At 70.8% G+C, this 25,550-nt stretch carries 28 protein-coding genes and 2 tRNA genes; 8 read left to right on the top strand and 22 right to left on the bottom strand.

Annotated elements, in window-relative coordinates:
- The first annotated feature begins 17 nt into the window (after positions 1 to 17).
- Positions 18 to 1,079, top strand: coding sequence for a phosphatase PAP2 family protein (locus IFT73_RS03170; RefSeq protein ID WP_192166347.1), 1,062 nt, complete (start codon positions 18 to 20; stop codon positions 1,077 to 1,079).
- Here IFT73_RS03170 and IFT73_RS03165 read toward each other — a convergent pair.
- Entirely contained in the window at positions 1,072 to 2,034 is a 963-nt protein-coding gene (locus tag IFT73_RS03165; RefSeq protein ID WP_192166346.1) for an alpha/beta fold hydrolase, read from the bottom strand. The genes IFT73_RS03170 and IFT73_RS03165 overlap by 8 nt on opposite strands.
- A gap of 90 nt (positions 2,035 to 2,124) precedes the next feature.
- On the opposite strand from IFT73_RS03165, the gene IFT73_RS03160 reads away from it, so the two are divergent.
- Entirely contained in the window at positions 2,125 to 2,934 is an 810-nt protein-coding gene (locus IFT73_RS03160) for a phosphopantetheine-binding protein (RefSeq protein WP_192166345.1), read from the top strand.
- A gap of 12 nt (positions 2,935 to 2,946) precedes the next feature.
- On the opposite strand, the gene IFT73_RS03155 is transcribed toward IFT73_RS03160, so the two are convergent.
- A complete protein-coding gene (locus IFT73_RS03155; RefSeq protein WP_192166945.1) occupies positions 2,947 to 3,456 on the bottom strand; it encodes a DUF3145 domain-containing protein in 510 nt (169 codons plus the stop codon).
- A gap of 68 nt (positions 3,457 to 3,524) precedes the next feature.
- Between IFT73_RS03155 and IFT73_RS03150 the strand changes: the two genes are divergently transcribed.
- Positions 3,525 to 3,872, top strand: coding sequence for a GNAT family N-acetyltransferase (locus IFT73_RS03150; protein WP_369797559.1), 348 nt, complete (start codon positions 3,525 to 3,527; stop codon positions 3,870 to 3,872).
- 1 nt (position 3,873) lies between these two features.
- Here the strand turns inward: IFT73_RS03150 and IFT73_RS03145 are convergent, their stop codons facing one another.
- Positions 3,874 to 4,302: a hypothetical protein gene (locus IFT73_RS03145; protein WP_192166344.1), complete on the bottom strand. Its 429-nt coding sequence runs from the start codon at positions 4,300 to 4,302 to the stop codon at positions 3,874 to 3,876.
- A 222-nt stretch (positions 4,303 to 4,524) separates the two neighbouring features.
- Here IFT73_RS03145 and IFT73_RS03140 point away from each other — a divergent pair, with 222 nt between their 5' ends.
- Entirely contained in the window at positions 4,525 to 4,806 is a 282-nt protein-coding gene (locus IFT73_RS03140; protein ID WP_192166343.1) for a hypothetical protein, read from the top strand.
- Positions 4,807 to 4,988: 182 nt separating this feature from the next.
- On the opposite strand, the gene IFT73_RS03135 is transcribed toward IFT73_RS03140, so the two are convergent.
- Positions 4,989 to 5,065 (bottom strand) — tRNA-Met (locus IFT73_RS03135).
- A 91-nt stretch (positions 5,066 to 5,156) separates the two neighbouring features.
- Between IFT73_RS03135 and IFT73_RS03130 the strand changes: the two genes are divergently transcribed.
- Both IFT73_RS03130 and IFT73_RS03125 read left to right on the top strand, forming a co-directional pair.
- Entirely contained in the window at positions 5,157 to 5,417 is a 261-nt protein-coding gene (locus IFT73_RS03130) for a hypothetical protein (protein WP_192166342.1), read from the top strand.
- An 87-nt stretch (positions 5,418 to 5,504) separates the two neighbouring features.
- Complete coding sequence (locus IFT73_RS03125; RefSeq protein WP_192166341.1) at positions 5,505 to 6,200, top strand: GAF and ANTAR domain-containing protein; 696 nt, start codon at positions 5,505 to 5,507, stop codon at positions 6,198 to 6,200.
- 16 nt (positions 6,201 to 6,216) lie between these two features.
- On the opposite strand, the gene IFT73_RS03120 is transcribed toward IFT73_RS03125, so the two are convergent.
- The 5 genes from IFT73_RS03120 to IFT73_RS03100 are packed head-to-tail and all read right to left on the bottom strand — an operon-like array spanning position 6,217 to position 12,194.
- Entirely contained in the window at positions 6,217 to 7,596 is a 1,380-nt protein-coding gene (locus IFT73_RS03120; RefSeq protein WP_192166340.1) for an aminotransferase class III-fold pyridoxal phosphate-dependent enzyme, read from the bottom strand.
- A gap of 17 nt (positions 7,597 to 7,613) precedes the next feature.
- Complete coding sequence (locus tag IFT73_RS03115) at positions 7,614 to 8,981, bottom strand: NAD(P)/FAD-dependent oxidoreductase (protein ID WP_244632842.1); 1,368 nt, start codon at positions 8,979 to 8,981, stop codon at positions 7,614 to 7,616.
- Complete coding sequence (locus tag IFT73_RS03110) at positions 8,978 to 10,423, bottom strand: gamma-aminobutyraldehyde dehydrogenase (protein ID WP_192166339.1); 1,446 nt, start codon at positions 10,421 to 10,423, stop codon at positions 8,978 to 8,980. The genes IFT73_RS03115 and IFT73_RS03110 overlap by 4 nt, the downstream gene beginning before the upstream one ends.
- Complete coding sequence (locus tag IFT73_RS03105) at positions 10,420 to 10,785, bottom strand: cupin domain-containing protein (protein WP_192166338.1); 366 nt, start codon at positions 10,783 to 10,785, stop codon at positions 10,420 to 10,422. The genes IFT73_RS03110 and IFT73_RS03105 overlap by 4 nt, the downstream gene beginning before the upstream one ends.
- Positions 10,782 to 12,194, bottom strand: a complete 1,413-nt coding sequence (locus IFT73_RS03100; RefSeq protein WP_192166337.1) for an FAD-binding oxidoreductase — start codon at positions 12,192 to 12,194, stop codon at positions 10,782 to 10,784. Before IFT73_RS03100 ends, IFT73_RS03105 begins: the two co-directional genes overlap by 4 nt.
- Before the next feature lie 121 nt (positions 12,195 to 12,315).
- Here IFT73_RS03100 and IFT73_RS03095 point away from each other — a divergent pair, with 121 nt between their 5' ends.
- Positions 12,316 to 13,956 (top strand): PucR family transcriptional regulator ligand-binding domain-containing protein, encoded by a 1,641-nt coding sequence (locus IFT73_RS03095; protein ID WP_192166336.1) that lies wholly within the window; start codon positions 12,316 to 12,318, stop codon positions 13,954 to 13,956.
- A gap of 16 nt (positions 13,957 to 13,972) precedes the next feature.
- On the opposite strand, the gene IFT73_RS18780 is transcribed toward IFT73_RS03095, so the two are convergent.
- The 6 genes from IFT73_RS18780 to IFT73_RS03065 all read right to left on the bottom strand — a co-directional run bounded on the left by IFT73_RS18780 (position 13,973) and on the right by IFT73_RS03065 (position 17,866).
- Positions 13,973 to 15,589, bottom strand: coding sequence for a helix-turn-helix transcriptional regulator (locus IFT73_RS18780; protein WP_192166335.1), 1,617 nt, complete (start codon positions 15,587 to 15,589; stop codon positions 13,973 to 13,975).
- A gap of 39 nt (positions 15,590 to 15,628) precedes the next feature.
- Positions 15,629 to 15,853 carry a tautomerase family protein gene (locus IFT73_RS03085; protein ID WP_192166334.1) on the bottom strand — a complete coding sequence of 75 codons (225 nt, stop codon included), beginning with the start codon at positions 15,851 to 15,853 and terminating at the stop codon, positions 15,629 to 15,631.
- Positions 15,854 to 16,072: 219 nt separating this feature from the next.
- On the bottom strand, positions 16,073 to 16,255 hold the full coding sequence (locus IFT73_RS03080; RefSeq protein WP_192166333.1) for a hypothetical protein: 183 nt from the start codon (positions 16,253 to 16,255) through the stop codon (positions 16,073 to 16,075).
- Between the two features lie 37 nt (positions 16,256 to 16,292).
- Positions 16,293 to 16,823, bottom strand: a complete 531-nt coding sequence (locus IFT73_RS03075) for a hypothetical protein (RefSeq protein WP_192166332.1) — start codon at positions 16,821 to 16,823, stop codon at positions 16,293 to 16,295.
- On the bottom strand, positions 16,823 to 17,203 hold the full coding sequence (locus IFT73_RS03070) for a hypothetical protein (protein WP_192166331.1): 381 nt from the start codon (positions 17,201 to 17,203) through the stop codon (positions 16,823 to 16,825). Before IFT73_RS03070 ends, IFT73_RS03075 begins: the two co-directional genes overlap by 1 nt.
- 102 nt (positions 17,204 to 17,305) lie before the next feature.
- On the bottom strand, positions 17,306 to 17,866 hold the full coding sequence (locus IFT73_RS03065; RefSeq protein WP_192166330.1) for a hypothetical protein: 561 nt from the start codon (positions 17,864 to 17,866) through the stop codon (positions 17,306 to 17,308).
- 107 nt (positions 17,867 to 17,973) lie between these two features.
- On the opposite strand from IFT73_RS03065, the gene IFT73_RS03060 reads away from it, so the two are divergent.
- Positions 17,974 to 18,270, top strand: a complete 297-nt coding sequence (locus IFT73_RS03060; RefSeq protein ID WP_192166329.1) for a winged helix-turn-helix transcriptional regulator — start codon at positions 17,974 to 17,976, stop codon at positions 18,268 to 18,270.
- Positions 18,271 to 18,601: 331 nt separating this feature from the next.
- Here the strand turns inward: IFT73_RS03060 and IFT73_RS03055 are convergent, their stop codons facing one another.
- The 7 genes from IFT73_RS03055 to mutM all read right to left on the bottom strand — a co-directional run bounded on the left by IFT73_RS03055 (position 18,602) and on the right by mutM (position 25,550).
- Complete coding sequence (locus IFT73_RS03055) at positions 18,602 to 19,588, bottom strand: TerC family protein (RefSeq protein ID WP_192166328.1); 987 nt, start codon at positions 19,586 to 19,588, stop codon at positions 18,602 to 18,604.
- Positions 19,589 to 20,292: 704 nt separating this feature from the next.
- Positions 20,293 to 20,365 (bottom strand) — tRNA-Asn (locus IFT73_RS03050).
- Between the two features lie 8 nt (positions 20,366 to 20,373).
- Positions 20,374 to 20,961, bottom strand: a complete 588-nt coding sequence (locus tag IFT73_RS03045) for a sigma-70 family RNA polymerase sigma factor (protein WP_192166327.1) — start codon at positions 20,959 to 20,961, stop codon at positions 20,374 to 20,376.
- A 75-nt stretch (positions 20,962 to 21,036) separates the two neighbouring features.
- Positions 21,037 to 22,953, bottom strand: a complete 1,917-nt coding sequence (gene dnaG / locus IFT73_RS03040; protein ID WP_192166326.1) for a DNA primase — start codon at positions 22,951 to 22,953, stop codon at positions 21,037 to 21,039.
- Between the two features lie 29 nt (positions 22,954 to 22,982).
- Positions 22,983 to 24,212 carry a deoxyguanosinetriphosphate triphosphohydrolase gene (locus IFT73_RS03035; RefSeq protein ID WP_192166325.1) on the bottom strand — a complete coding sequence of 410 codons (1,230 nt, stop codon included), beginning with the start codon at positions 24,210 to 24,212 and terminating at the stop codon, positions 22,983 to 22,985.
- Positions 24,209 to 24,679, bottom strand: coding sequence for an N-acetyltransferase (locus IFT73_RS03030; protein WP_192166324.1), 471 nt, complete (start codon positions 24,677 to 24,679; stop codon positions 24,209 to 24,211). The genes IFT73_RS03035 and IFT73_RS03030 overlap by 4 nt, the downstream gene beginning before the upstream one ends.
- A gap of 19 nt (positions 24,680 to 24,698) precedes the next feature.
- A complete protein-coding gene (mutM, locus tag IFT73_RS03025; protein WP_192166323.1) occupies positions 24,699 to 25,550 on the bottom strand; it encodes a bifunctional DNA-formamidopyrimidine glycosylase/DNA-(apurinic or apyrimidinic site) lyase in 852 nt (283 codons plus the stop codon).

The following is a 25,550-nucleotide window of genomic DNA, read 5'->3' as shown; positions in this document are numbered from 1 at the left end:
CGCCTAAGATGGCGTCCATGCTCCGTTGGCCTCGTGCGTTCCTCCGCTGGCCGTACGCCTTCGCCTTCTGCCTGTCCGTCGCGGTGGGCGCGACCGCGATCTACTTCTCGCACGACCTGAACGTCGGTCTGAAGGATCCCGAGGGCTTCCTCGGGCCGGCCTACATCCGGTTGCCGCTGCTGGGCGTCCTGCTGTTCCTGGTCGGCATCGTGCCGCAGGCCATCCACCGGTACGGCGTCAAGAACACCCTGTCGGGCGTCCGCACGATCGTCCGCAACGAGTGGACGCTCAAGCGCGTCGCGTACGCCGCGACCGGCATGGTGTCGTTCTACGTCTGCTACGTCAGCTACCGCAACCTCAAGAGCTACCTGCCCGAGCTGACCAACACGATCCACGACCGTGCGCTGCTCCAGCTCGACCACGTCCTGTTCTTCGGCAACAACCCGGCCGAGGTGCTGCACTCGGTTCTCGGCACCACGGTCGCCGCGCAGGTGCTGGCGGTGCTGTACGTGCTGTACCTGCCCGTCGTGCCGATCACGGTCGCGGCGGTGCTGGTGCTGCACCGCGACGTCACGGTGGGCGCCTGGTACGCGACCGCCGTGAGCCTCAACTGGGTGCTCGGCGTCGTCAGCTACTACAGCCTGCCGACGCTCGGCCCCGCCTTCTACGAGCCCCAGCGCTTCGCCGACCTTCCGGAGAACGGCGCCACGCAGCTGCAGATGTCGCTGCTGAGGGGCGCGTTCGGCTTCAAGGAGGATCCGCAGGGCGACAAGATCTTCGGCATCGCCGGCTTCGCGTCGCTGCACGTCTCGGTCGTGTTCACGCTGGCCCTGTTCCTGCACTACGCCGGCATCGCCCGCGCCATCCGGTACACCGCGTGGATCTACCTCGGCTTCACGATCCTGGCGACCCTGTACCTCGGCTGGCACTACATCGCCGACGACATCGGCGGCCTGCTGATCGGCTGGATCGCCGTGGCGGTCGGCGCGTGGGCCACGGGCAACACCCGGTGGCAGAAGCGCCGACGACTCGCGGCCGACGAGGACACCCCCGAGGTCGAGCCGACCCCCGTCAGCTGATCGCCGGCTCCGCGGCCGCGACGGGCACCGGCTCGGGCACGACGCTCTCGAGCTGGTACTGGTCTCCTCGGCGCAGCAGCGCCCTCCACCGTCCGCGGTGGTACGAGGCCGGGGCGTTGGCCTCGACGAACTCGACGACGATGCGCGAGAACTCGTCGGGATGGTCGCGGTGCGGGAAGTGGCCGGAGTCCTCGAACACGTGGACGTCCGAGACCTGGGTCGGGGCCGAGTCGGCGTGCGACGCCGGGATCACCATGTCGTCGCGGCCCCAGATCACGAGCACCGGCATGAGCCGCGCCAGATAGCTGCGGTCGGTCATGGTGACGTACTGGCCGCGCCAGTTGAGCACGTGGCTCGTGACCCTCTGCACCGCGGTGCGCTGGGCGGGGTCGGCCAGCGCCTCGTAGATGCGGGCCACCTCGCCGAGGTCGCGCGTGGCGCTGATCGGCAGCCGCGACATCGACGTCAGCGCGCCCGAGACGAGCGGACGCCACGGACGGAACGTGGCCGCCGCCAGCGCGAGACCGCTGCCGGGGACGGTCAGGAAGCGGATGAGGGGCGTGACCTCCTTGCCGAGGCCACCCGTCGACACCAGCACGACCCGCTCGGTGCGGTCGGGGAACTGGTACGCGAACTGCATCGCGACGCCACCGCCGAAGCTGTGGCCGACGACCGTGACCTTGTCGATGCCCAGCACCGTCAGGAGGTCGCGCATGCCGTTGGCGTACCCGCCGAGCGAGTAGTCGGCATCGGGCTTGTCGGACTCGCCGTGCCCGAGCAGGTCGGGGGCGATGACGGTGTAGTGCTCGGCCAGCGCCGGCATGACGTCGACCCACGTCGAGGAGTCGCAGGCCAGACCGTGGAGCAGCAGCAGTGCCGGCCCGGACCCCGCGATGCGAAATGCCCTGCGATAGCCGTGCACCACGACGTACTGGACGTCCTCGATGCTCTCCATCGAGCCAGTCTAGGGCTGGTCGGGCCATCCGGTCCGGCGGATCGGTCGAGGATGCCGTGATGCGCGGCACGGCGTCGTTAGACTGACCCCGTGCCTTCTCCCTCCTCGATCCACGAGCAGCTGACCGACATCCTCGTGCGCGTCGTCGACTGCCGCGCCGACGCCGTCGTCCCGTCCGCCGCGCTGGCCGAGCTGGGCACCGACTCGCTGACGATCGTCGAGGTCGGGGAGGAGCTGGGCCGCCGGTTCGGCGTCCGCCTGTCGGATGCGGCGATCGACTCCGTGGTCACGGTGCAGGACGCGATCGACGCCGTCGTCGCCCAGTCCGCCGCCGATCGTCCGACCCGCACCACGACGGCTCTCGCGAGCCCGCCCCCGCCCCCGGCCCGGCCCGCGGGTGCCAGCCGTGCCCGCAAGACCAGCTACGTCGCGACGTTCGTGTTCTTCGGCCTGGTCATCGGCGGCGTGCTGGGCCTCGGCGGTGCGGCGCTCGTGAGCGCCACCGGCATCAGCAAGGTCGACCTGCCACCCATCGGGGGCACGCCGACGCCCACCGCGACGACGCCTGAGCCGGCCGAGGAGACGACACCGGCGCCCGCGAGCCCCACGGCCGACCCCAAGCCCACGATCAACACGTCGAGCGAGCAGGTGTCCCCCGGTGAGCGCTTCCTGCTCAGCGGGGCGTTCCCCGGCAGCTCGGACGGCGAGGACCTGCAGGTCGAGGTCAAGGACGGCGGCTCCGGCGCCGCGTGGGACGACTTCCCGATCCAGACGCAGGTCCGCGACGGCGGCATCTTCCGCACCGAGCTCTACACCTCGCGCACGGGCGAGCGTCAGTTCCGCGTGACCAACAAGGCCACCGGGGAGTCGACGCCGTCGATCACGGTCACGATCGGCTGACTCGGCCCGGGGTCAGATGACCTGGTGCAGCCACCGCACCGGGGCACCGTCGCCCGCGTGCCGGAACGGCTCGAGCTCGGCGTCCCACGCGACGCCCAGCAGGCCGTCGAGAGCCGTCTCGAGGTCGACCTCGCCCAGGGCGGCCTTGACCCGGAACGCCTTGATGCGGTCCTCCGGGATCATGACGTCGCCGTGCAGGCCCGTCAGGGCGTGGAAGATGCCGAGCTTCGGCGTGTACGAGTAGCGAGCGCCCTCGCTGGACGACGTCGGCTCCTCGGTGACCTCGAAGCGCAGCAGCTCCCAGCCACGCAGGGCGGAGGCGAGCTTGGCGGAGGTGCCGGCGGGAGCCTGCCACGACAGCTCGGCCCGGTACGTCCCGGGCTCGGCAGGCTGCGCGACCCAGGCGAGATCGGGCGTGCCACCGAGCACACCGGCGACGGCCCACTCGACGTGCGGGCACAGCGCAGAGACCGAGGAGTGAATGAAGAGCACTCCCCGGGTGGGGGTCGTCGGCAAAGACATGTTCATGGTGCCTCCCTAGTTCGCCTTCCCCAGCGTCTTGAGAGCACCTGCAGACATTGTGACGTACGTTGGCCAGTGCGGACAACCTCAACCCCGTCAAGGAGTGTCGGATGACCACCACCGTGCACGACAACAGCGCCGAGACGCGCTTCGAGATCACCGTCGACGGACGCCTCGCCGGCTACGTCGACTACCGGCGCGACGGCGACGAGTACGCCCTGCCGCACACGCGCGTGTTCCCCGAGTTCGGCGGTCAGGGCATCGGCAGCACGCTGATCGTGGGGGCGCTCGACGAGATCGCCGCGCGCGGCGGCACGGTGCTCCCCTACTGTCCCTTCGTCCCGAAGGTCATCCGCGACCACCCCGAGTACCTGGCGCTGGTGCCGGAGGCCCAGCGCGGCACGTTCGACCTCTGAGTCACCCGACGGGGTGCACGTCGATGCCGTGCTCGCGCCACAGGTCGATCACGGCGGGCTGGTCGTCCCACGCCTCCAGCACCGTGAACCCGTCGTCGGTGATCTGCTGCAGGATCTCCCTCTTGACCACGACGTCCTTGCGGTAGTCGCCGACGATCCGCATGTGCAGGGCGTCGTGCGGCACGTCGTGCGCGACGAGCCAGTCGAGCGAGAGGTCGCGCCAGACGAACTCGCGAGACGTCACGACGATGACGGCGCGCCCCAGGGCGGCCTGCTCGCGGGCCGCCGTCACGACGTCCTCGTGCGGCGGGCAGCCGGCGGACGCGGCATGGAAGGCCGGGAAGTCCTTGTCGTCCCCCTCGATGAGGTGCACGATCTCGGTCGTGTCGCACAACGTGCCGTCGAGGTCGAAGATCACGGCGTCGCGCATGGTGCCCCTTCGGTCGTCCGGTGGTCCGGTGGTCCTCGAACCTACAGGTGCACCAGGTCCCGACGTGGGCGAAGTTCAGCCTGAGGTGTAAACCTCGTATACATTTCTGGCCAGCGGCGCCGCCGGGTCCCCGTCCGACCCGACGACGTCACTTCCGTCCGGGCCCGCCACCGCGTGGGCACACTCCCGCCGGGCGCAGCACCTCCGATCGAGAAGGCTTCGATGTCCGCGCATCCTCACTCCAACGAACCAGACGCCTCGCCCGCCCTGTGGCTCTACAAGGTGGACACGCCGTCCGGCGCGGACGCGCTCACGGACGCCGCCGCCTCCGCCGGGCTCACCGCGACCTCGTTCGAGCACAGCGGGAGCACGTTCGCCGCGTTCACGTGCTTCGACCACGTCGACGAGCGCGTGCTGCACTCCTGCCTCGCCGAGCACGGTCCGACCGCCACGTTCATCCTGACGTCGGACGAGACCGATGACGATCCGCGCGGATGGCTGTGACCCGCGCACCCGTGATCACGTCCGCGCAGGTGAACTCTCGACCAACTGCGCGCCGCCGTCGATCGCGCCGCGTCACAGTGTCTGGATGCGCACACCGAGAAGACTCCTGCTGGCCGAGGACGTCATCGTCAGCTCCCGCACCACCGGCCTGTTCAAGGGACCGGCGATGGAGTGCGAAGCAGTGGTAGGGAGGGTGGGGCTCGAACCCACGACCCAGGGATTATGAGTCCCCTGCTCTAACCGGCTGAGCTACCTCCCCGTGGTGCGCCAAACCTACCGGCCGCCCGGTGTCTCGTGCCGCTGAGGGGCGATGGTGGCACGAGCCCCCGCTGCGGTGACAGGATCTCCCCGTGACCGACGCACCCCTCCCCCCGTGGGCGGCCCGAGCCAGAACCGCGGCATCGTTCGCGTTCAGCGTCTTCGGTCTCGTGCTGATCGTGCGGTACGTCCTGCTGGTCGGCAGCGTCCTGGTCGGAGACGGCTCGTGGGGCGACACGGCTCCCCTGTGGCTGCAGATCCCGGCCGCCACCGCCGTGGGTCTCGCGGCGCTCTTCGCCCTCGTCCGCCTCGCCGGCGAGGTCGTCGCCGGCATCCGCACGCCCCGGCCGTAGGGTTCGCCGGGCGCGGGTGCACGCGACGGGCACGACGGGGCCTACAGTGAGGGATCGTCCAACCGGGCGCCCAACGTCAGGGCCACCATGGCAGAGACACCGGACGAAGCCTTCGCTCGACTGGCGAGCGACCTCAGCGAAGCCGCCACCGTGGCCCAGACCGCCGCGCAGATCGTCGACTTCGGCACCACCACGATCGGCACGCAGTTCGCCGGCATCATGATGATGCGTCGCCGGCGGACGTTCGAGACGGTCGTGTCGTCGGCACCCGTCGTCCTCGAGGCGGACGGTCTGCAGCAGCGGCTGCGGGAGGGGCCCGGCGTCGACCCGGCGATGCCGTCACGGACGATCATGTCCGCCGATCTCGCGCGCGACACCCGCTGGCCGCGGTGGGGGCCGGTCGTCGTCGACCTCGGGCTCGTCAGCGTCCTCTCGGCCGAGCTGCGGGCCGCCGGTCAGCGGATCGGCGTCATCAACTTCTACGGCGACCACGTGCGGCAGTTCACCGAGCAGGACGCCCACGTGGCGAGCCTGTTCGCGAGCCACGCGGCGGCCGCGCTCGCCGCCGTCACCCTGCGCGAGAACCTCCAGAACGCCCTCGACTCGCGCACCATCGTGGGTCAGGCCCAGGGGGTCCTGATGGAGCGCTTCGACGTCGACGCCGACCGGGCGTTCACCATCCTGCGGCGCTACTCGCAGGACGGGAACGTGAAGCTGACCGACGTCGCCCGTGCGTTGGTGGACAGCCGCGAGCTCCCCGGGACGTCGCCCGGTCTCCGCTAGGTCCGCCTCGTGGACCTCACACGCCCATGTGCGCGCCGGCGTCGGTCAGCACCTCGTGCAGGCGTCCGACGATGTCGTCGAGCAGCGCCCCGTCGCTGATCAGCGGCGGGGCGATCTGCAGGACGGCGTCGCCGCGGTCGTCGCAGCGGGCGATGAGCCCGGCGCGACGCAGGCGCTTGGGCAGGAAGCCGCGCAGCAGGTCGTCACGCTCGGCCTGGTCGAACCGGGTGGCGTCGTCGTCCTTGACCAGCTCCATCGCCCAGAAGAAGCCAGCACCGCGGACGTCGCCGACGATCGGCAGGTCGAGCAGCGTCTTGACCCGGTCGCCCAGCGCACCCGCCTGCGAGCGGACGTTCTCGAGCACCTGGTCGCGCTCGATGATCTCGATGCTCTTGGCCGCCATGACCGCACTGAGGGGGTGACCGCCGAACGTGATGCCGTGACGGAAGACCTTCTTGTGCTCGACCAGCGGGGCGATGACACGCTCGCGGACCAGGACCGCACCCATCGGCGCGTACGCCGACGTCAGACCCTTCGCGACGCTGATGAGGTCGGGCGCCACGCCCTCGCGGGACGACGCGAACCACTCGCCGATGCGTCCGAACCCCGTGATGACCTCGTCGGCCATCAGCAGGACGCCGTACTTGTCGGCGATGGCTCGCAGGCCCGTCCAGTAGCCGGCCGGCGCCGTGAAGCAGCCGCCGGCGTTCTGCACCGGCTCGGCGATGATCAGGGCGACCTCGTCGGCGCCGGCCGCCACGATCGCGTCCTCGACCTCGGCCAGCAGCCGCGCGCAGAACGCCGCGTCGTCGTGACCGTCGGGCTGACGGAACCGGTTGGTGTTCGACACCTTCGTGACGGCGACCGGCGGGGTGCCGAAGCCCTCCTTGAACGGCTGCACGCCGGTGAACGACAGCGCCCCGAGCGTCACGCCGTGGTAGGCGCGATCGCGCGCGATGGCCTTGGTGCGCTGCGGCTGGCCGATCGCGATGAAGTGCTCGCGCACCATCTTCCACGCCGACTCGACCGACTCCGAGCCGCCGCCGGTGAAGAAGACCCGGTAGTCGTCGGCCGGCGCCAGGCTGCTGACCTTCTCGGCCAGGTCGATCGTGGCGGGGTGCGCCGTGCCCCAGCTCGTGTTGAACGCCAGCTGCGTCAGCTGCTGCGACGCCGCCTCGGCCATCTCGGCCCCGTAGGAGTACCCCAGCTGCGAGCAGAACAGGCTCGACAGGGCGTCGATGTACTGCGCGCCGTGGGTGTCGTAGACGTACGGCCCCTCGCCCCGGTCGAGCACCATGAGGTCGTCGATCTCCTGCTTCGAGAAGTGCAGGATCAGGTGGTCCTTGGCGGACTGCTGCAGACGGTCGTGGTCGGGGCTGGGGGTGCGGACGTTCATGGCTCGCCTCTCGGAGGTCAGTGGTTGATGATGTGGTGCGCCATCTCGGCGCCGACCCGCAGGGCTCCGTCGACGTGCTGGAAGCCCAGCCCGGCCACGTCGGAGCTGCCGATCTGGATCGGGCCGACCTGCTCGCGCAGACGCGCGCCGAACCGGGTCAGGCCGCCGAGGTCGAAGCTCGACGCGTACGCGCCCTGGCCCAGCTCCTCGGACGTCCAGTCGCTCTCGAAGTACGACGACGGCTCGAGCGCCTGGTCGCCGTAGTACGCCGCCAGGGACGCCAGGATCGCGCCGCGCCGCTCCTCCGGCGAGAGCCGCAGCACCCCGTCGGCACGCTCGTCCGACACGAACCCCACGAGCGTCCCGCGGGTGTCGCCGTGGTTGGTGTTGTCGTACGCCTCGTGCACCAGCTCGTAGGGGCTGAAGACGGTGCCGGACAGTCCCGCGTCCCGCCAGAACGGCGTCGGGTACGTGATGTGCAGCTTGATGACCTGTCCGAACGACTGGTGCTGGTGGGCCTCGCGCTGCTCGGTGGGCAGGGGCGGGTCGAACCGGATGCGCGACACGACGGTCGGCGGCACGGCCAGCACGAGGTGGCGGCCCGACACGACCACGTCGCCGGCGACGACCTCGACACCGTCGTCGCTCCACCGGACGCGCTCGACGTCGTGGCCGGGGCGCACGGCGTCGCCGAGACGCTCGGCCAGGGCCAGGGGGACGCTCTGCAGACCGCCGACGACGCGCTTGTCGAGGATGAACTCGGAGTCGACGAGGTGCGTGAAGCTGCCGGCACTGGCCGCCATGTGGACGGCCTGCAGGGCCGAGAAGTTGTGCGCGGGCTTGGTCAGCATGGCCTGGGCGATGAACATCGCGATGTTGTCGCGCGCCTCCGGCTCGTCGGACCCGGCCTCGAGCCACGCCGCGAACGTCTGGCGGTCGAGCTCGTCGGCGTACGGCGCCTCCCACGGACGGGCGGGATCCATCTGCTCGGCGAGGGAGTCGAGCAGCTCGGTCAGCCGCGTCATCTCCTTCTCGACCTCGGGCGACACCGGGACCTGCTCGCCCTCGAACGTGCGACGCTCCCCCGTGATGCCGATGTAGACCGACTCGCCCTCGCGGTAGCGCGAGAACGTCTCGAGGCCCAGCTCGTCGATCGTGCGCAGCAGCTCCTCCTGGTCGGGCGAGACCCACTGGCCGCCGAGCTCGAGGTCGACGCCGTCGACCTCGTCGGTCCACAGGCGTCCGCCGACGCGGTCGCGCGCCTCGAGCACCACCACCGATCGCCCGGCCTTCTGCAGGGTGTGCGCCGCGGACAGGCCCGTGGCGCCGGCCCCGATGACGACGACGTCGACCTCGGACCTGGTCTGCTGTGTGCTCATGCTCATGCCTCCACGTTGCTCATGACGTGCTTGACCCGGGTGTAGTCCTCGAGCCCGTACGCCGACAGGTCCTTGCCGTACCCCGACGCGCCGAACCCACCGTGCGGCATCTCCGACACGAACGGGATGTGCGTGTTGACCCACACGCAGCCGAAGTCGAGGTCGGCGGTCATCCGCAGCGCGCGACCGTGGTCCTTGGTCCACACGCTCGCGGCCAGGCCGTACGGCACGTCGTTGGCCAGATCGGTCGCCTCGTCGTCGGTGCTGAACGCCTGCACCGTCAGGACGGGGCCGAACACCTCCTGCTGGACGATCTCGTCGTCCTGCCGGACGCCGGACACGATCGTCGGCTCGAAGTAGAAGCCGTCGCCGTCGACGCGGTGGCCACCGGTCTCGATCGTGGCGTGGTCGCCCAGCCCGGCGACCATCCGCTCGACGGAGGCGAGGTGGCCCGCGTTGTTCAGCGTCCCGTAGGCGGCCGTGTCGTCGTCCGGCGCGCCGGGGCGCGAGGCCCTCGCCTGCTCGACGAGCAGGCTCAGCAGCTCGTCGTGCACGCTCTCGTGGACGATCACGCGCGTCGCGGCCGTGCAGTCCTGACCGGCGTTGAAGAACCCGCCGACCGCGATGCCCTCGGCGGCCTTCTGCAGGTCGGCGTCGGCGAAGACCACAGCGGGCGCCTTGCCGCCCAGCTCGAGGTGCGCGCGCTTGAGGTTCCTGGCCGCCGAGACCGCGACCTCGATGCCGGCGCGCACCGACCCGGTGATCGCGACGAGGCCGGGCACGGGGTGCTCGACCAGCAGACGTCCGGTGTCGGCGTTGCCGTTGACGACGTTGAGCACGCCGGCCGGCAGGATCCCACCGGCGATCTCCGCCAGCCGGACCGTCGAGCGCGGGGTCGTGTCACTGGGCTTGAGGACGATCGTGTTGCCGGCCGCGAGCGCCGGGGCGATCTTCCAGATCGCCATCGCGAACGGGTAGTTCCACGGCGTCACCTGCGCCACGACGCCGATCGGCTCACGACGGATGCTCGACGACAGTCCCTCGACGTACTCGGCCGTCGCCTTGCCCTCCAGCAGGCGGGCGGCACCGGCGAAGAAGCGCAGCTGGTCGACGCCCTGGTCGATCTCCTCGGTCGCGATGTGCGCCTTGATCTGCCCCGTGTCGCGCGACTGCAGCGCGACGAGCTCGTCGCGGGCCGCCTCGACCGCGTCGGCGATCTGCAGCAGGGCGAGCTGGCGCGCCTTCGGGGTCGTGCGCCTCCACGTCCTCGACGCGCGCTGTGCCGCCCGGAAGGCGGCGTCGACCTCGTCGGCCGTCGACACGGGCGAGCGGCCGTCGACACGTCCCGTCGTCGGGTCGACGAGCTCGATGAAGTCGGTCGCCGCGGAGTCGACGAGCGCACCGTCGACGTAGTTCTGGACGACGTCCGTGATGGGCGCTGTGGTCATGCGGGCGGATCCTCCGTGTCGGGCAGCAGGACGTAGATCTTGCGGAGCGTCTCGGTGATGGTCCAGGTGGTGCGCTCCCCGGCGCGCAGGCGCACGACGGTCCCCGGGGCGACCGGGACGACCTCGCCGTCGGCGAACGCCACCTCACCCCGGCCCGTGAGCACGATGAACACCTCGTCGACCTCGGTGTCGGTGACCGTGCCGGCCGTCAGCTCCCAGACGCCGACCTCGACGCCCCGGGCCGCCACCAGCTCGGTCGACGACGCGACGGGCGTCCCGGCGACCACGTCGGCCGGGTGGAGGCCGTCGACGGTCAACGTCGTGGCCAGCGCGTCGTCGGTGAGCACGCGGTCGGTCGTCACGAGTCGAACCCCAGGCCGAGACGGTCGAGGGTGCGCAGCAGCAGGTTGCGGTGGCCCTCGCGGTGGTCGGCACGGTCGAGCGACCACTTGGTGGCCTCGATGCCGATCTTCGCGAACGGCTCCGGCGGGAACGGCAGCGGCTTCTTGCGCACCATCTCGAGCTGCGTGCGGGGGGTGCTCTCGCCCGCCAGCCGGTCGAGCATGACCTCGGCGGCGAAGCGGGTCGCCGCGACGCCGAGCCCCGTGAAGCCCGCGGCGTAGGCGACGCGTCCGCGGCGCGCGAGCCCGTGGAAGGCGCAGAACTGGGTCGACGTGTCGATCGCGCCGCCCCAGCGGTGACTGAAGCCGAGGCCCTCGAGCTGCGGGTACGTCGTCAGGAAGTGGGACGCCAAGGTGCGGTACGACGCCTCGCGGTCCTCGTACTCGGGACGCACCCGGCCTCCCGCGTGGTAGACCGCGTCGTAGCCGCCGTAGAGGATGCGGTTGTCGGCCGTCAGGCGCGAGTAGTGGAACTGGTTGGCCAGGTCGCTGACGCCCTGGCGGTCGCGCCAGCCGAGGTCGGCCATCTGCGCGTCGCTCAGCGGCTCGCTCATCAGGACGTAGTCGTAGACCGGCACCGTCGACAGGCGTGCGCGACGCAGCAGCGGACGGAAGACGTTGGTGCCCAGCGCCACCTGCGTGCTGCGCACCACGCCGCGTCCGGTCTCGACCGCCACACCGCCCGCGCGCGTCCGCAGGCCCGTGACCGCGGAGTGCTCGAAGATCTCGACGCCGAGGTCGGTGGCCACCCGTGCGAGCTCCGAGGCCAGGCGCCCGGGGTGGACCAGAGCGCAGTGGTCCTTGGTCCACAGCCCCGCCGCGTAGACGGGGCTGGCGATCGCGGCCTGCACGGCGTCGCGCTCGAGGAGCTCGCCGTGCTCGGCCTCGCGCAGCCACTGCACCTGGTGGGGCTCGTAGGCGACCTCGAGCGTCCCGGTGCGCTCGAGCTGGACGTCCATGCCGAGCTCGGCGACGTCGCGCTCGATCGCGTCGAGGTTCTCCAGACCCATCCGCTCGAGGGTGTCGTACTCGTCCGGCCACCGGGTGCGACCGTTGTCCTCGCCATGGGTCAGGCTCGCCTCGGCGAACCCGCCGTTGCGGCCCGATGCCGCCCAGCCGATCGTCTGCGCCTCGAGCAGCACCACGCGGGCCGACGGGTCGCGGCGCTTGGCCAAGACCGCGGTCCACAGGCCCGTGTAGCCGCCGCCGACGACCGTCAGGTCGGCGGTGTGCGATCCGACGAGCTGGGGACGGCTGACGAGCGGTGCGTCCTCGAGCCAGAACACCGCCGAGCGGGTCGACCGCAGGGACTCCGTGACGGCGCTCGCGCTCGGCGCGAGGCGCTCGAAGACCGTCGAGTGCCGCGTCATGCTCCTCCTCGTCCGGTGATGACCCCATCCTCGCCGAGTTCGAGGCCCGACGCCATTCACACAGCGTCTCGATCCTGGTTGACAGCATGACAATGTGTGAACCCGCGGGTACCGTCGAGCCGTGCCACTGACCCTGCGCTCGATCCTCGACCTGGACGTCGTCGCCGACGGCGATCCGTTGGTGCTGGCCGGCGGCGACGCGCTCGACCGCATCGTCCGGTGGGTCCACGTCACGGAGGTGGACGACGTCGCGAGCGTCCTGGGCGGCAGCGAGGTCGTCCTGACCACGGGTCTGCCGCTCGTGGGGCCGACCGCCGACCCGGCACGGTTCCTCGAGCAGCTGTCGGTGGCGGGCGCTTGCGGGCTCGTCGTCGAGCTCGCCGACCTCGCGGCCACGCTCCCCCAGGACGTCGTCGACGAGGCGGAGCGGCGGCAGGTGCCCCTGGTCGTCCTGCGGCGACCGGTGCGGTTCGTCTCGATCACCGAGGCGGTCCACCGACTCATCGTCGGCGAGCAGTACCAGGGCCTGGCCTTCGCCCAGCGCACCCACGAGGTGTTCACCGCCCTGAGCCTCGACATCGCCGACGCCCAGACGATCGTCTCGGCGGCGGCCGACCTGATCGACCTGCCGGTCGTCCTGGAGGACCTGACCCACCGGGTGCTGGCGCTCGCGCCGCAGCGGCGTCCGCAGAAGTCGCTGCTGGTCGACTGGGACGAGCGATCACGACGCAGCCCGACCCGCGACGAGCCGGGGCCGTGGGGCGCCGACCGCTGGGTGACGTGTCGCGTGGGTGTCCGCGGTGCACCGTGGGGACGTCTGGTCATCCCCGAGGCGGTGGACGATCCCACCCGTGCAGCCCTGGTGCTGCAGCGCGCGGCGCAGGCGCTTCAGATCTCGCGCCTGGTCGAGCGCGACACCGAGAGCCTGCAGTTCCGGGCCCAGGAGTCGCTGCTCCTCGACCTCACCGAGGGGCGCCTGCAGGACGAGGACGACGGCGTCGCCCAGGCCCGCGCCCTCGGCATGCCGGCCGCTGCGCTGTACCTGCCGGTCGCCGTGATGTTCGAGTCGGCGCCGACGACCGCCTCCGACAAGATCTCGGGGCAGCGACGCACCAGGGCCCACCTCGACACCGTGTCGCGCGCGCTGCGAGAGGCACGCGTCGACGGGTTCGCCGGCGGGTTCACGCCGGGCGGTGTCGGCGTCATCGTCGCGTTGGGCCGCACGACCCCCGAGGACGCGACGCTGACCCGCCTCGCGGCGGCCCTCGACCGGCTCGCTCCGGGGCGTCCGGGATCGCGCGGGCCCGTCATGGGGGTAGGCCGGCCCGCGCCGCAGCTGCTGGTGGCCGCCTCGCGCATGCGCACGACGGTCAACATCGCGCAGGCGGCCCGCGCCATGCCCGTCTCCGACCTCGGCTACTTCCGGTCGACCGACGTCCGCATCCGGGGTCTGGTCGCGCAGCTGCAGGACGACGAGCGGCTGCTCGCGTTCGCGGAGTCAGAGCTCGGCCCACTGCTGTCGCTCGCGCCCGCTCAACAGCACGAGCTGCTCGACCTGTTGCGGGCCTACGTCGGGCTGCGCGGCAACAAGACGGCGCTCGCCCACGACGTCGGCATCAGCCGGCAGGCCCTCTACGGACGCCTGCGCAAGCTCGAGTCGATGCTCATGGTCGACCTCGATGACTCCGACTCCTTCATCTCGCTGAGCCTCGCGCTGCTGGTGCATGACTACAGGAGCACCCTTCCGACTCCCCCGCGCTGACGCCGCCGAGCGGCGGTCAGACGATCCCGTTCCTCGTCGCGTAGGTGGCAGCAGCAGCGCGCGACGAGATGTCGAGCGCTCTGTAGATGTTGGCCACGTGCCGGTGCACGGTGTGCGTGCTGAGGAACAGCTCGGCGGCGATCTCAGCGTTGGACAGCCCCCCGGCGAGCAGTCGCAGGACCTCGGTCTCCCGCGCGGACAGGACGCCGGCGACATGACGCCCGAGAAGGGTCCTCGCCCGATCGATGGACGGTCCGGTACCGAGAGGTGCGAGCAGGGCGAGAGCCCGCTCCGCGTGGTCGTGCGCGCCACCGACGTCCCCCTGTCCGTGCAGGACGGCGGCGTACGCCACGCGGTACTCGGCCTCGTCGAACCGAAGCCCTGCCGCCACCGCGTACCGAAGCGCGTCCTGCCACGCGCCCATCGCACTGGCGTCGTCCCCGGCGAGCCGCGCACGGGCGGCGGCCGACTCCGCACGGAGCGCATCGGTGCCGATGGCCGTCGCGATCCCGCGCAGCTCGACCTCGGCCGCTGTCGCCGCGTCGATCCTCCCGACAGCCACAGCCGCTTCGACCACCACGGCCAGCACTCTCGCTCGCGCCAACCGACCATCTGCTGACACGCCGCGCGACAGCTCGGTCACCATCGACCAGGCCCCGTCCCCGTCGCCCCGGTCGAGGTGCAGGCGGCAGCGGCTGATGAGCGCGTCGGGTCGGAAGTCGGCCTGGACGAGGAGCACCTCAGCCTCTCTCCGCCGACCTTGCCGGCGGCGCAGCTCCCCCAGCTGGGCCACGGCCTCCCATCGCGATCCCCGCACCGAACGCGTCAGTCCGCTCACCACGCCGGTCAGTACCGCGTCCGCGGCGACACACTCGCACCGTGCGATCTGCACGCTGGCGTACTGGACACGGCAGACGGACAGCAGAGGCGCCAGGTCGTGACGAGTGCAGATCTCGTCGATGCGGGCACACCACGTCGCCGCTCGGACCGGGTCGCGCGCGTCCTGGCACGCACTGACGAGCCAGCAGCAGATCTTGCCCATCCACATCAGGTCCTCGACGTCGCCGGCCGTGGCGGCGCCTGCGGCAGCATCCAGCAGCTCCATGCCGGCAGTGACGTCGCCGAGCTGAACCAGAGCCAAACCTTCGAGGGCCTGCCCGACCATCGTCAGATCGTCCGTCCCCGTCGTCCGACCCAGCAGCTCGGCCGCACGCGCGTGCTCCAGTCCCGCTCGCGCCGCCGAACCGACGGTGAGCGCGACCTCCGCGCTGCGGGCCTCGAGCCATCCGGCCTCCGGCAGATCGCCCAGTCCCGCCAGAAGATCTGCGGCGCGGGCCAACCATCCCCGTCCGACGGGCACGCCGTGACCGAAGAGGATGGAGTCGTATCCCATCGTCGCGGCGACAACCGCAGCAGCCCGCTGGTCACCCAGCTCGCGAAACCCCCGATAGGCGGCCTCCCGGGCAGCCATGGCGGTTTCGGCGTCATCGAGCCACCACGCCGCCTGCGCGAGACCGTCGTGAGCGCGTGGGTCGCCGGTCCGGTCGATGAGGCCCCCGAAGCCCAGGGCCGCCTCGTCCCACCGTCCGGCTCTCAGCGCCGCCTCGGCGGTGGCCAGCTCCTGGGCGATCATGGCCACCGCTCGACGGGCTGCCTCGAGGGGCGAAGCTCCTCACACCCCGGCGCCGGCAGCCAGAGCATGCACGTCGGCCGTCGTGAGCGCATTGCCCGCGATGCCCCAGTCACCGCTCTGGACCTCGCGCACGACGCACCAGGTGACGGGCCTGATGTTCTCACCCTCGATGCCGACGAGCGCGTCGGTGAGCCTCGAGATGATCTCGCGCTTCTGCTGCGGACTGAAGACGTCCTTGATGACACTGACCTCGATGAGTGGCATGACGGTGTTCCCTTCTCACGGTGCGATTCCCCTGCGGAACCTGCACCTCGAGAGTGGCCGGCGGCAGACCCCGAGCGCTTCGCCCGGAGGGGCCATGTCGGCCCACAGAGCAGATGGCCCGTCCGGGCCAGGCGCGGTCCTTCTCCACACTCCGTGACGTCCATCACCCCAGTGTGGGCGCCCATGCCGCCGCCGTCGACCACGACGTGGAGGCCGTCCTCACCTACCTGCGGTAAACACGATCGACCGCGCCTCGCACGCCGCAGCGAGCGCCGCCCGCAGGCGCTCGACCTCGGACGGAAGGAGTGCGAACAGCGACGGCAGCCGACGCTCCACGTCCCACACGTCGGCGGACGTGGCCGAGACGTACGGGAAGTCGGTGGCGTCCGCGAAGACGTCCATGGCCGAAGGCCAGGGGTTCGTCCCGCGTCCGTCCGGCCTAGAAGGTGACGTCGAACTCGTGGCCGAGCTCGGCCCGGAGCCGGGCGACGAGCTGCGTGCCGACCTGCTCGGACGGACTGCCCACCTCAGTGGCCAGTGCCCAGGACACGAGGTCGTCCCGGAGCTGGTCGCTGAGGGTCGGGAAGTCCTCCGGACCGGTGCCACCCCCGACGCCCCACAGGGGCCAGTCGCTGTAGTCGGCGTAGATCTGGATGGGGATGCTGCCCGGGTAGGGGCTCACGCGCACGACGTGAGCACTCCCGTCGAGCTGGCGGCGGAACTCGTTCTCGAGGCGTCGGGCCTCGGCGACGAACCACCAGCGGGTGTTCTCGCGCCAGGTGCCCGCCCGCACCGAGTCCTCCGGCGTGAAGTTCTCCAGCAGATGGTCCTGCCACACCGCGAGGTCGTCGAGAAGCCGCTGCGAGACCCGCGGAAGGGCGGCCGCCCGGTCGTCGCCGGTGACGAGGAATCGTTCGAAGAGGTTGTTCCACCCCACCCTGATCCGCACCTCGACCCGCGTCGTCCTCATCACGTCCTCCGGTTCCGCGCGCCGTCCGGCGACACCCTCATGGCCACCATGAACAGCGCGGTCACCCCGAAGATGACGACCAGCGGCGGGAGGAAGAGCGGTGTCACGTCGATGTCGCCGGCGTTGGGTGACGGGTCGAACCGGGCGTACGCCATCAGGGCCGACACGACGACGGAGGCGAGCAGCGGGACGCGGGCCCATCCCGACCGCGGCAGCGCGATCAGGGCGAGGACGACCGCCACGATGCCGCTGCCACCCACGAGGTTGTCGTAGGTGTCGTAGCCGTACCGGGACGACAGGTCCCACCCGACGATCCACGCGACGGTCCCGGCCAGTGCCACGCCGACGCACGCCGCCACGGTCTGTCCCCTGCGCGTCACGGCTCCGTCACGCCGATCATCACGACGACGGCGGCCACGGAGGCCGTCGGACCCGGCTGGTTCACGCCGTAACCGTAGCCTCGGAGGCGCGACCGTGGTGGGCTACCAGGTCCAGTCGTCCTCGGGCGTGCCGTACGGGACGATCTCGGCACTGACCCGGTCTGCTGCCTGGAGCCGTGCCATGGCGACAGCCGATCCACCCACGGAGAAGTTGTTCACCTCGTCGACGTCCCAGCAGACCATCCACGCGCGGTCGTGCGGCCAGATCATCTGGGGCAGTTCGATCGCTCCCGGCTCGAGGTCGAGTGACGTCGGGTCGAGGGCGTCCTCGACGGTGCCGGTCAGGAGCGCGAACTCGCGGGCGGGGATCTCGAAGTGGGCGGCGCGCGGAAGTGAGTGGCCGAACCCGACCCAGATGGCGACGTTCAGGGCGTCGGGGGTGGACGTGTGGTCGCCGAGGACCGCCAGCACCGCTGCCAGGATCCGCTTGTCGTCGGCCGGGTGGTGGGAGTACCCGTGCGCCGTCACGTCGTCACGGTGCAGTGCCACTCGCGCGTACGTCTCGAAGACCGGGGGGCCGTAGGTGCCGACGACGTACCACGGTCCCTCGGCCGAGACGATCCAGTTGGCCTCGGAGGCGTCGCGCGTCGGCAGGAGACTCATCCCGCCACGGTAGTGACACGGGCGCCGGTCCGGAGCCACAACCGCCGACGCCGTGGCACAGGTGCCGAGCCTTTCGTGCGAACTGCGAGCCGCGTACTCTGCTTCGGATGAGCGTCGGCGGATGGACCTTTCTCTCGAACCACGGGCACGTCCTGGTGTGCTTGTCCCGGGACCCTCACGTGCGCACGCGTGACGTGGCGACCGCGGTCGGCATCACCGAGCGAGCCGTGCAGCACATCGTCCGCGACCTGGTGAGCGAGGGCTACATCGAGAAGGAGAAGGTCGGCCGCCGCAACCACTACGAGGTCGTCCGGTCCGAGCGCTTCCGCCACGAGCTCGAGGCCGGCGTCACCCTGGGAGCCTTCGTGGACCTGGTCCAGGGATCGCATCCACCGACGACCTGACAGATCCGTGCCGCCCCCCGCCCGTGCCCGCGGCGAGCCCTGCGGACGCGGCGCCGCGAGACGGCACTGCTCGACGGCATCGGCACGCGACGGGGCGCGCGACGGGCGTCGGAAGGTGCAGGGTCGGACGGCAAGAGCGTCGCGCCACCGTTCACGGGCAGCATGGCTGGGCCGATTCCCCGCGGCGCCCATCGCCGGGCCACGGGCAGTGTCCGGAACCCCAGTGCTCCGATGACCAGGACGGAGACGATGACCTCCGTGATGTTCTCATCCATCATGCGAACCTCTTCCTTGTCGACTACGTGTTGGGCCGGTGAGTGATCGACGGTCGTCATCGATCTGCTGTCGTGGAATCCTCGGCACCGTCCGACCCGCCGGTGTCCGCGCCGTCGTCGCCGTGCTGGGCAGGTGCGTGGCGGGTCGCTCGCAGACTGAGGACGACGGCCACGCTGATGCTGGTGGCGATCACGGTGAGCGAGAGCCAGATCGGGACCTTCCAGACGTCGAGGAGGAGCATCTTGACGCCGACGAATACGAGGATCGCGGCCAGACCGGCCTTCAGGTAGATGAAGCGGTGGATGAGGTCGGCGAGCAGGAAGTACATCGCCCTGAGACCGAGGATGGCGAAGGCATTGCTGGTGTAGACCAGGAAGGGTTCCTGGGTGACCGCGAAGATGGCCGGGATGGAGTCCACGGCGAAGACGATGTCGGTGACCTCGACCAGCACCAGGACGACGAACAGCGGCGTCGCCACCCACGTGCCCGCCTTCTTCACCCAGAACTTCTGGCCGTGGTACTCGGAGCTGGTGGGCACCCATCGACGGAGGAGACGCAGCACGGGGTTCCGCGTCAGGTCCATCTCCTCGTTGCGATGCGTGAACATCCGCCAGCCCGTGAGGACCAGGAAGGCGCCGAACACGTACAGCACCCACGCGAACTGCTCGATCAGGATCACGCCGCCGCTGATGAAGATCGCCCTGAAGATGAGGGCGCCGAGCACTCCGTAGAACAGGACGCGGTGCTGGTACTCCCGGGGGACGGCGAAGTAGCTGAAGATGAGGGCGAAGACGAAGACGTTGTCGACGGCCAGGGACTTCTCGATCAGGTAGCCGGCGTAGTACTCGCCTGCGCGCTGGGCGCCGTAGGCCCACCAGATGACGCCACCGAAGGCGAGACCAAGACTCACCCAGATGGCCGACCAGGTGGCCGCCTCCCTGACGGAGACGACATGAGCCGTGCGATGCGCGACGAGGTCCACCGCCAGCATCGCCAAGATCACGACCAGGACCGCTGTCCAGGCCCACAGGGGAACATCCATGCTTACCTCCACGCCCGCCGATGCGGGCCGTTGGAGGTCTCTCCCGCCGCCCCACGACATCAGGGGCGGCCGACACACCGGGCCGGACCTTGCCGACCGAACTGACGGTGGTGCCGCGAGTGGGGTACTCCCCTCTTGAGAGAAAGTATTCACGAACTGAAGTTCAGATGTCAAGGCTCACGCTTGATCGCTGCTTCGGGTGCAGGCGCACCTCTCAGACCGGGTGACTCGTCGGGGCCCTGTCAGCGCAGTCGGCGAACATGTCCGGACACCAGCACCACGACTGTCAAGGCCCAGAGGACGACGATCACCCAGCCGCGCGATCGGTCATCGTCGGACAAATGACTCCAGGTTGCGAGGAGACACAGACACACGGGTGCAATCGAGTCACTCCACCAACGCCGGCCTCTCCCGCGTCCCACCCACCAGGTGGCTCGACGAGTGTCATCACGATCGTCGGGAGCCGAATGCACCAAACACGTATCGCGAGAGTGGCGCACCTCTGTCGCAGATCGCGGACGTCGCGGGTCACCGCGATCCATCGATGACGGCAACCACCTGTCGGCTCGCGACCTTGATGGAGACAAGTCCTGGCCCGCCGCGGTGCTGTGAACCTAGAGTCCCGGAGTCCACACCTTGGTCGAAAACAGCAGTGCCCCTGACCGGCCCGGACTCGCGTCCGCACTGGTCAGGGGCACTCCCTGCTCCCCCACTTGGACTCGAACCAAGAACCCTCCGATTAACAGTCGAATGCTCTGCCAATTGAGCTATGGGGGATCGGCGCCTCACGGATGAGGAGCACGGTGGACAACATTAGCAAGCCCCAGGCGCAGTTGTCGCATCGCCTTGCCCTCGATCGTCCGGACCTGCGAGATCGTCAGTCCCAGCCGCTCCCCCACCGCCTCGCGCGACAGTGGATCCTCCCCGGAACCCCCGCCGGCGAAGCGCATGCGGAGCACCGCGGCCCCGTCGTGGGGCAGGTCCCGGAGCAGGTCGTCGAGCCCGTCGGGGTCACGGGTCACGTCGTCTTCGGATGCTGGCTCGAGATCGTCGAGCGGCACCTCCGGACGGTGCCGGCGCACCATCTCGGCGCCGATCCACCGCCACGCGAACGTCGAGAGCCGGACGCCACGCTCGGGGTCGAACCGGTCGACGGCGCGGATCAGGCCCACGGCGCCCGACTGCACCGCATCGCTGAGGTCGTCGCCGCGGATGCCGAGCGAGCACGCCCTCAGCGCGACGGATCGCAGGCCGGACGTGATCAGCTCGTGCCGCGCCCGCTCGTCGCCGTCGCGGGCCCGCCGCGCCAGCGCGAGCTCGTCCTCGGCAGCGAGCGGTGAGGCCGACATGAGCGTGCGGACGAAGCGATCCATGCCGCCAGCCTGCTGTCGGGGCGAGGCTCGCGCAGCCGTCCTCCCGACGCCTGTGCACTCCCCCGGCACTCGCGGTCAGCTGGGGACGTCGCCGCTGAGCAGCCGGTCGCGCAGCTGGCGCAGCTGCTGCTCGAGGCCGATGAGCTCGCCGAACATCCGGTTGTAGTCGTCGGCCTGATCGATCGGGTTGGTGCGCTGCAGCCTCGACTTGGTCTCACCGATGCGACGCCCCAGCGTCAGCATCTGCAGGCGCAGGATCACGGACGTCACGACGGCCCCCGTGTTGCCGTCGCGGGCGCGCATGGGCTCGACCGCGGCGATCGACAGGATGCGCTTGGCGTCGTCGTCGGCGATCGAGTCGGCCAGCCGGGGCAGCCAGTTGGCGTCGGGCGTGCTGGGCCACGCCATCGCCTCGACGTGCTTCCAGATGACCTTCGAGATCGGGTGCGTGAAGTCGTCGTCGTCGAGGTCGGCGGCGTGCACCGCGACCAGGTGCGGGTGCTGCACGATCGCCTTGAGCGCCTCGCGCTCGTCGGCGAACTGCGGCTGCCCGAAGTTCACCGCGGGCGACGGCAGGGACGGCGCCGGGGCCTCCTGCGTCGCGGTGCCGGCCTGCACGCCGTGCGCCGGGGGCCCGTCCTTGGCCTGCTTGGCCGCGATCGCGACACGACGCCGGTGCTCGCCGCGCACCTGGTCGACGTCGGTGCCGACGCGGCCCGCGATCTCGCGCAGCAGCTCGTCGACCTTCGAGCGGTCGCGGATCGCCGAGGCGAGCCCCACCGCCTCGCGCACCGCGTCGACCCGCTGGTCGCCCCGGTCGAGGTCGTACTTGCCCAGCATGTTGTCGAGCACGAACCGGTAGAGCGGGATGCGGGACGCCACGAGGTCGCGCACCGCCGCGTCGCCGTCGGCCAGGCGCAGGTCGCACGGGTCCATGCCGCGCGGCTCGACGGCCACGTACGTCTGCGCGACGAACTGCTGGTCGCCGTTGAACGTCTTGATCGCGGCCCGCTGGCCGGCCTCGTCGCCGTCGAACGTGAAGATGACCTCGCCGTGGAACGCCTGGTCGTCGAGCATCAGGCGGCGCATGACGCGCGCGTGGTCCTCGCCGAACGCCGTGCCGCACGTCGCGACCGCGGTCTTGACGCCGGCCTCGTGGCACGCCATGACATCGGTGTACCCCTCGACGATGACGGCCTGCCCCGACGACGAGATCGACCGCCGCGCCAGGTCGAGCCCGTAGAGCACCTGGCTCTTCTTGTAGATGGGGGTCTCGGACGTGTTGAGGTACTTGGCCTCGACCCGGTCGTCGTCGAACATGCGGCGCGCGCCGAAGCCGATGATCTCGCCCGTCATCTCGCGGATCGGCCACAGCAGCCGTCCGCGGAACCGGTCGTAGAGCCCGCGGCTGCCGCGGGAGGCGAGCCCGCCGACGACCAGCTCGTCGTCGGTGAAGCCCTTGCCCTTCAGGTGCGCGACGAGCTGCTCGCCGCCACGCGGCGCGAAGCCCATGCCGAAGGTCTCGGCGGCGGCCTGGTCGAAGCCGCGGTCCTTGACGAACTGGCGTCCGGCCTGGGCGTCGGGCGACGACTGCAACGTGGTGGCGTAGAAGGCGCCGGCCTCGCGGTGCGCGGCCAGGAGCCGCGGGCGCTGGTTGGGGTCGCGCCGGGGCCCCGGCGTGCCGCCGTCCTCGTAGCGCAGCGTGATGCCGCTCTTGGCCGCGAGCCGCTCGACGGTCTCGACGAAGCTGAGCCCCTCGATCTCCATCACGAACTTGAAGACGTCGCCGCCGGCCCCGCAGCCGAAGCAGTGGTACGAGCCCACCGAGGGCCGCACGTTGAACGACGGCGACTTCTCGTCGTGGAACGGGCACAGGCCCTTGCGCGAACCGCCGCCGGCGTTCTTGAGCGTCACGTACTGCTCGACGACCTCGTCGATGCGGGTGCGTTCACGGACGAGCTGGATGTCCTCGTCCTTGATGCGCCCGGCCATGAGGTGATCGTAGTCCGGCGCACCGACCGTCAGGGCAGCAGACGGGCCGCCCAGACCCTGGCCGACACGTCGGTGAGGCTCGCGACCTGGTCGATCACGGCGCGGCGACGCCCGGCGTCGTCGACCGCGGCGGCGAAGTCGGCGGCGAACTCCGCCTCGAGCTCGCGTCCGTCGGAATCGGCGAGCACGTCGACGAGGGCCAGCAGCAGCTCGCGCTGACGTCCGAGGAGGCCCGCGCGGTCGTCGGCGAGCATGACGTAGTGGGCCGCGATCGACTTGAGCACCGTGATCTCGTCGAGGGTGTCCACCGGCACCTCGAGGTCGGCCTCGAACCGGGTGAGGGGTCCCCTGCCCCACGCCTCGACGGTCGCGCGCTCGGCCGCGTTGGCGAACCGTCCGATCAGGGCGCTCGTGAGGCTCTTCAGCACCGCCCGCTCGGCGCGGCTGCCGTCGAAGGACGTCGTGGGCCACTCCCGCATGCGCTGCAGGCGGTCGAGGGCGGCATCGAGCCGGTCGTCGTGGGCGGTCGGGTCGTACCAGTCGCGGGCGACGTCGTGGATCGAGGCGATGTCGATCTCGCCGTCGCGCAGGCCGAACCAGCCCCCGACCACACCGTCCTCGACGTCGTGCACCGAGTACGCGATGTCGTCCGCGAGATCCATGACCTGTGCCTCGACCGGCCGGCGCAACGCCGGTGCACCATCGCGGAGCCAGGCGAAGACCGGCATGTCGTCGGCGTAGACGCCGAACTTGCCCGACCCGTCCGGCGCGTCCCCTCGCGCCCACGGGTACTTGACGCACGCCGAGAGCGTCGCCCGCGTCAGGTTCAGCCCGACGCTGCGGCCGTCCGGCGCGAACGTCTTGGACTCGAGTCGGCTGAGGATCCGCAACGTCTGGGCGTTGCCCTCGAAGCCGCCGCACGCCTGTGCCGCCTCGTCGAGCGCCACCTCGCCGTTGTGGCCGAACGGCGGGTGCCCCAGGTCGTGCGCCAGCGCGGCGGAGTCGACGACGTCGGGGTCGCAGCCGAGCGCCTTGCCGAGCTCACGCGCCACCTGGGCCACCTCGAGCGAGTGCGTCAGGCGGTTGCGGACGAAGTCGTCGGAGCCGGGACCCATCACCTGCGTCTTGGCCGACAGCCGCCGCAGCGCCGCCGAGTGCACGATGCGTCCCCGGTCGCGCTCGAACGGCGTGCGTCCGGGACGCTTGGGCGGCTCGTCGACGAACCGCTCCGACGCCTCGACGCCGTAGCGGTCGGTCATCGGATCCGCTTGGCCATGGTGATGTCGGTGGTCTCGAAACCGGACGACTCGTACAGGCCGATCGCGGTCTCGTTGTGGCCGAACACGTGCAGCCGAAGGGTCGCGACGCTGTGGTCGGCACACCAGCCCTCGGCCGCCTCCAGCAGCGCTCGACCGAGCCCCTCGCCGCGGCGTCCCTCCACGATCTCGATGTCGTAGACGAACGACTCGGGCGGCACCGCCGCGGGATCGGTGAACAGCCACAGGAACCCGACCTCGTCGCCGTCCACCAGCGCAACGAACAGGTCGTGCCCCGCAGTGGCCACGCCGTGCGGCAGCAGCTGGGCGTTCTCGCGGGCGGACCGTTCGAGCGCGCCCTCCTCGGGCCAGCTGCCGGCGTCGATCTTGTCCTGGGCGAAGCTCGCGACCAGGTGCTCGTTCCAGAGGACGAACCGCTCGGCGCTCATCCGTTCCAGCGTCAGGGTCATGCGCGGAAGGCTACCGGGGTCAGAACCGGCCGTTGCGGGGGCGGGGCTGGCACACGGGGCACCAGAACGACGACCGGTTCATGAAGGCGTCGCGGCGGATCGGCGTGCCGCACCGCTCGCACGGCCGCCCCTCCTGCCCGTAGGCCTTGAGCGACCGGTCGAAGTAGCCGCTGTTGCCGTTGACGTTGACGTAGAGCGCGTCGAACGACGTGCCGCCCTGGGCCAGCGCCTCGGTCATGACCTCGCCGATGTGCCCCAGCAGCGCCTCGATCTCGCGGGTGCGCAGGTGCCGGGTGTTGCGGGCGTAGTGCAGCGGGGTGCGCCACAGCGACTCGTCGGCGTAGATGTTGCCGACGCCCGAGATCAGGGTCTGGTCGAGGATCGCCCGCTTGACGCCGGTCTGGCGCCGGCGGATGCGCGCGGCGAACTCCGCCGGGTCGAACCGCGGGTCGAGCGGGTCGCGGGCGATGTGGGCGATCTCGGGCGGCAGCTCGGCGCCGTCCTCGCTGAACGCCATGCCGCCGAAGATGCGCTGGTCGACGAATCGCAGCTCGTTCTCGTCGTCGAGCGTCAGCGTGATGCGCAGGTGACGGTGCGGCGGCGCGTCCGGCGCCGAGACGAGGAACTGTCCGCTCATGCCCAGGTGGCACAGCACGGCGTCACCCTCGTCGAGCTGCATCCACAGGTACTTGCCGCGTCGGGCGGCGCCCACGACCGTCCGCCCCTCGAGGCGGTGGACGAAGTCGGCCGGGCCCGCGAGGTGCCGCCGCAGCGAGCGGACGTCGTGGACCGTGACGCCGGCGATGCGGCGTCCGACGACGTGGTCGACGAGGCCCAGACGGACGACCTCGACCTCGGGGAGCTCAGGCAC

This window comes from Aeromicrobium sp. CFBP 8757 (assembly GCF_014841755.1).
Classification (GTDB): Bacteria; Actinomycetota; Actinomycetes; order Propionibacteriales; family Nocardioidaceae; genus Aeromicrobium.
Note: the sequence above shows the minus strand (reverse complement) of the source record. Positions and strands in the feature narration are given on the sequence as shown.

Bases quoted from the DNA above. Each gene is read 5' to 3' on its own strand.
- IFT73_RS03170 (WP_192166347.1), top strand. From the start codon at position 18: ATGCTCCGTTGGCCTCGTGCGTTCCTCCGCTGGCCGTACGCCTTCGCC.
- IFT73_RS03165 (WP_192166346.1), bottom strand. From the start codon at position 2,034: ATGGAGAGCATCGAGGACGTCCAGTACGTCGTGGTGCACGGCTATCGC.
- IFT73_RS03155 (WP_192166945.1), bottom strand. From the start codon at position 3,456: ATGTCTTTGCCGACGACCCCCACCCGGGGAGTGCTCTTCATTCACTCC.
- IFT73_RS03145 (WP_192166344.1), bottom strand. From the start codon at position 4,302: ATGCGCGACGCCGTGATCTTCGACCTCGACGGCACGTTGTGCGACACG.
- IFT73_RS03140 (WP_192166343.1), top strand. From the start codon at position 4,525: ATGTCCGCGCATCCTCACTCCAACGAACCAGACGCCTCGCCCGCCCTG.
- IFT73_RS03125 (WP_192166341.1), top strand. From the start codon at position 5,505: ATGGCAGAGACACCGGACGAAGCCTTCGCTCGACTGGCGAGCGACCTC.
- IFT73_RS03120 (WP_192166340.1), bottom strand. From the start codon at position 7,596: ATGAACGTCCGCACCCCCAGCCCCGACCACGACCGTCTGCAGCAGTCC.
- IFT73_RS03115 (WP_244632842.1), bottom strand. From the start codon at position 8,981: ATGAGCATGAGCACACAGCAGACCAGGTCCGAGGTCGACGTCGTCGTC.
- IFT73_RS03110 (WP_192166339.1), bottom strand. From the start codon at position 10,423: ATGACCACAGCGCCCATCACGGACGTCGTCCAGAACTACGTCGACGGT.
- IFT73_RS03100 (WP_192166337.1), bottom strand. From the start codon at position 12,194: ATGACGCGGCACTCGACGGTCTTCGAGCGCCTCGCGCCGAGCGCGAGC.
- IFT73_RS18780 (WP_192166335.1), bottom strand. From the start codon at position 15,589: ATGATCGCCCAGGAGCTGGCCACCGCCGAGGCGGCGCTGAGAGCCGGA.
- IFT73_RS03085 (WP_192166334.1), bottom strand. From the start codon at position 15,853: ATGCCACTCATCGAGGTCAGTGTCATCAAGGACGTCTTCAGTCCGCAG.
- IFT73_RS03080 (WP_192166333.1), bottom strand. From the start codon at position 16,255: ATGGACGTCTTCGCGGACGCCACCGACTTCCCGTACGTCTCGGCCACG.
- IFT73_RS03075 (WP_192166332.1), bottom strand. From the start codon at position 16,823: ATGAGGACGACGCGGGTCGAGGTGCGGATCAGGGTGGGGTGGAACAAC.
- IFT73_RS03065 (WP_192166330.1), bottom strand. From the start codon at position 17,866: ATGAGTCTCCTGCCGACGCGCGACGCCTCCGAGGCCAACTGGATCGTC.
- IFT73_RS03060 (WP_192166329.1), top strand. From the start codon at position 17,974: ATGAGCGTCGGCGGATGGACCTTTCTCTCGAACCACGGGCACGTCCTG.
- IFT73_RS03055 (WP_192166328.1), bottom strand. From the start codon at position 19,588: ATGGATGTTCCCCTGTGGGCCTGGACAGCGGTCCTGGTCGTGATCTTG.
- IFT73_RS03045 (WP_192166327.1), bottom strand. From the start codon at position 20,961: ATGGATCGCTTCGTCCGCACGCTCATGTCGGCCTCACCGCTCGCTGCC.
- dnaG (WP_192166326.1), bottom strand. From the start codon at position 22,953: ATGGCCGGGCGCATCAAGGACGAGGACATCCAGCTCGTCCGTGAACGC.
- IFT73_RS03035 (WP_192166325.1), bottom strand. From the start codon at position 24,212: ATGACCGACCGCTACGGCGTCGAGGCGTCGGAGCGGTTCGTCGACGAG.
- IFT73_RS03030 (WP_192166324.1), bottom strand. From the start codon at position 24,679: ATGACCCTGACGCTGGAACGGATGAGCGCCGAGCGGTTCGTCCTCTGG.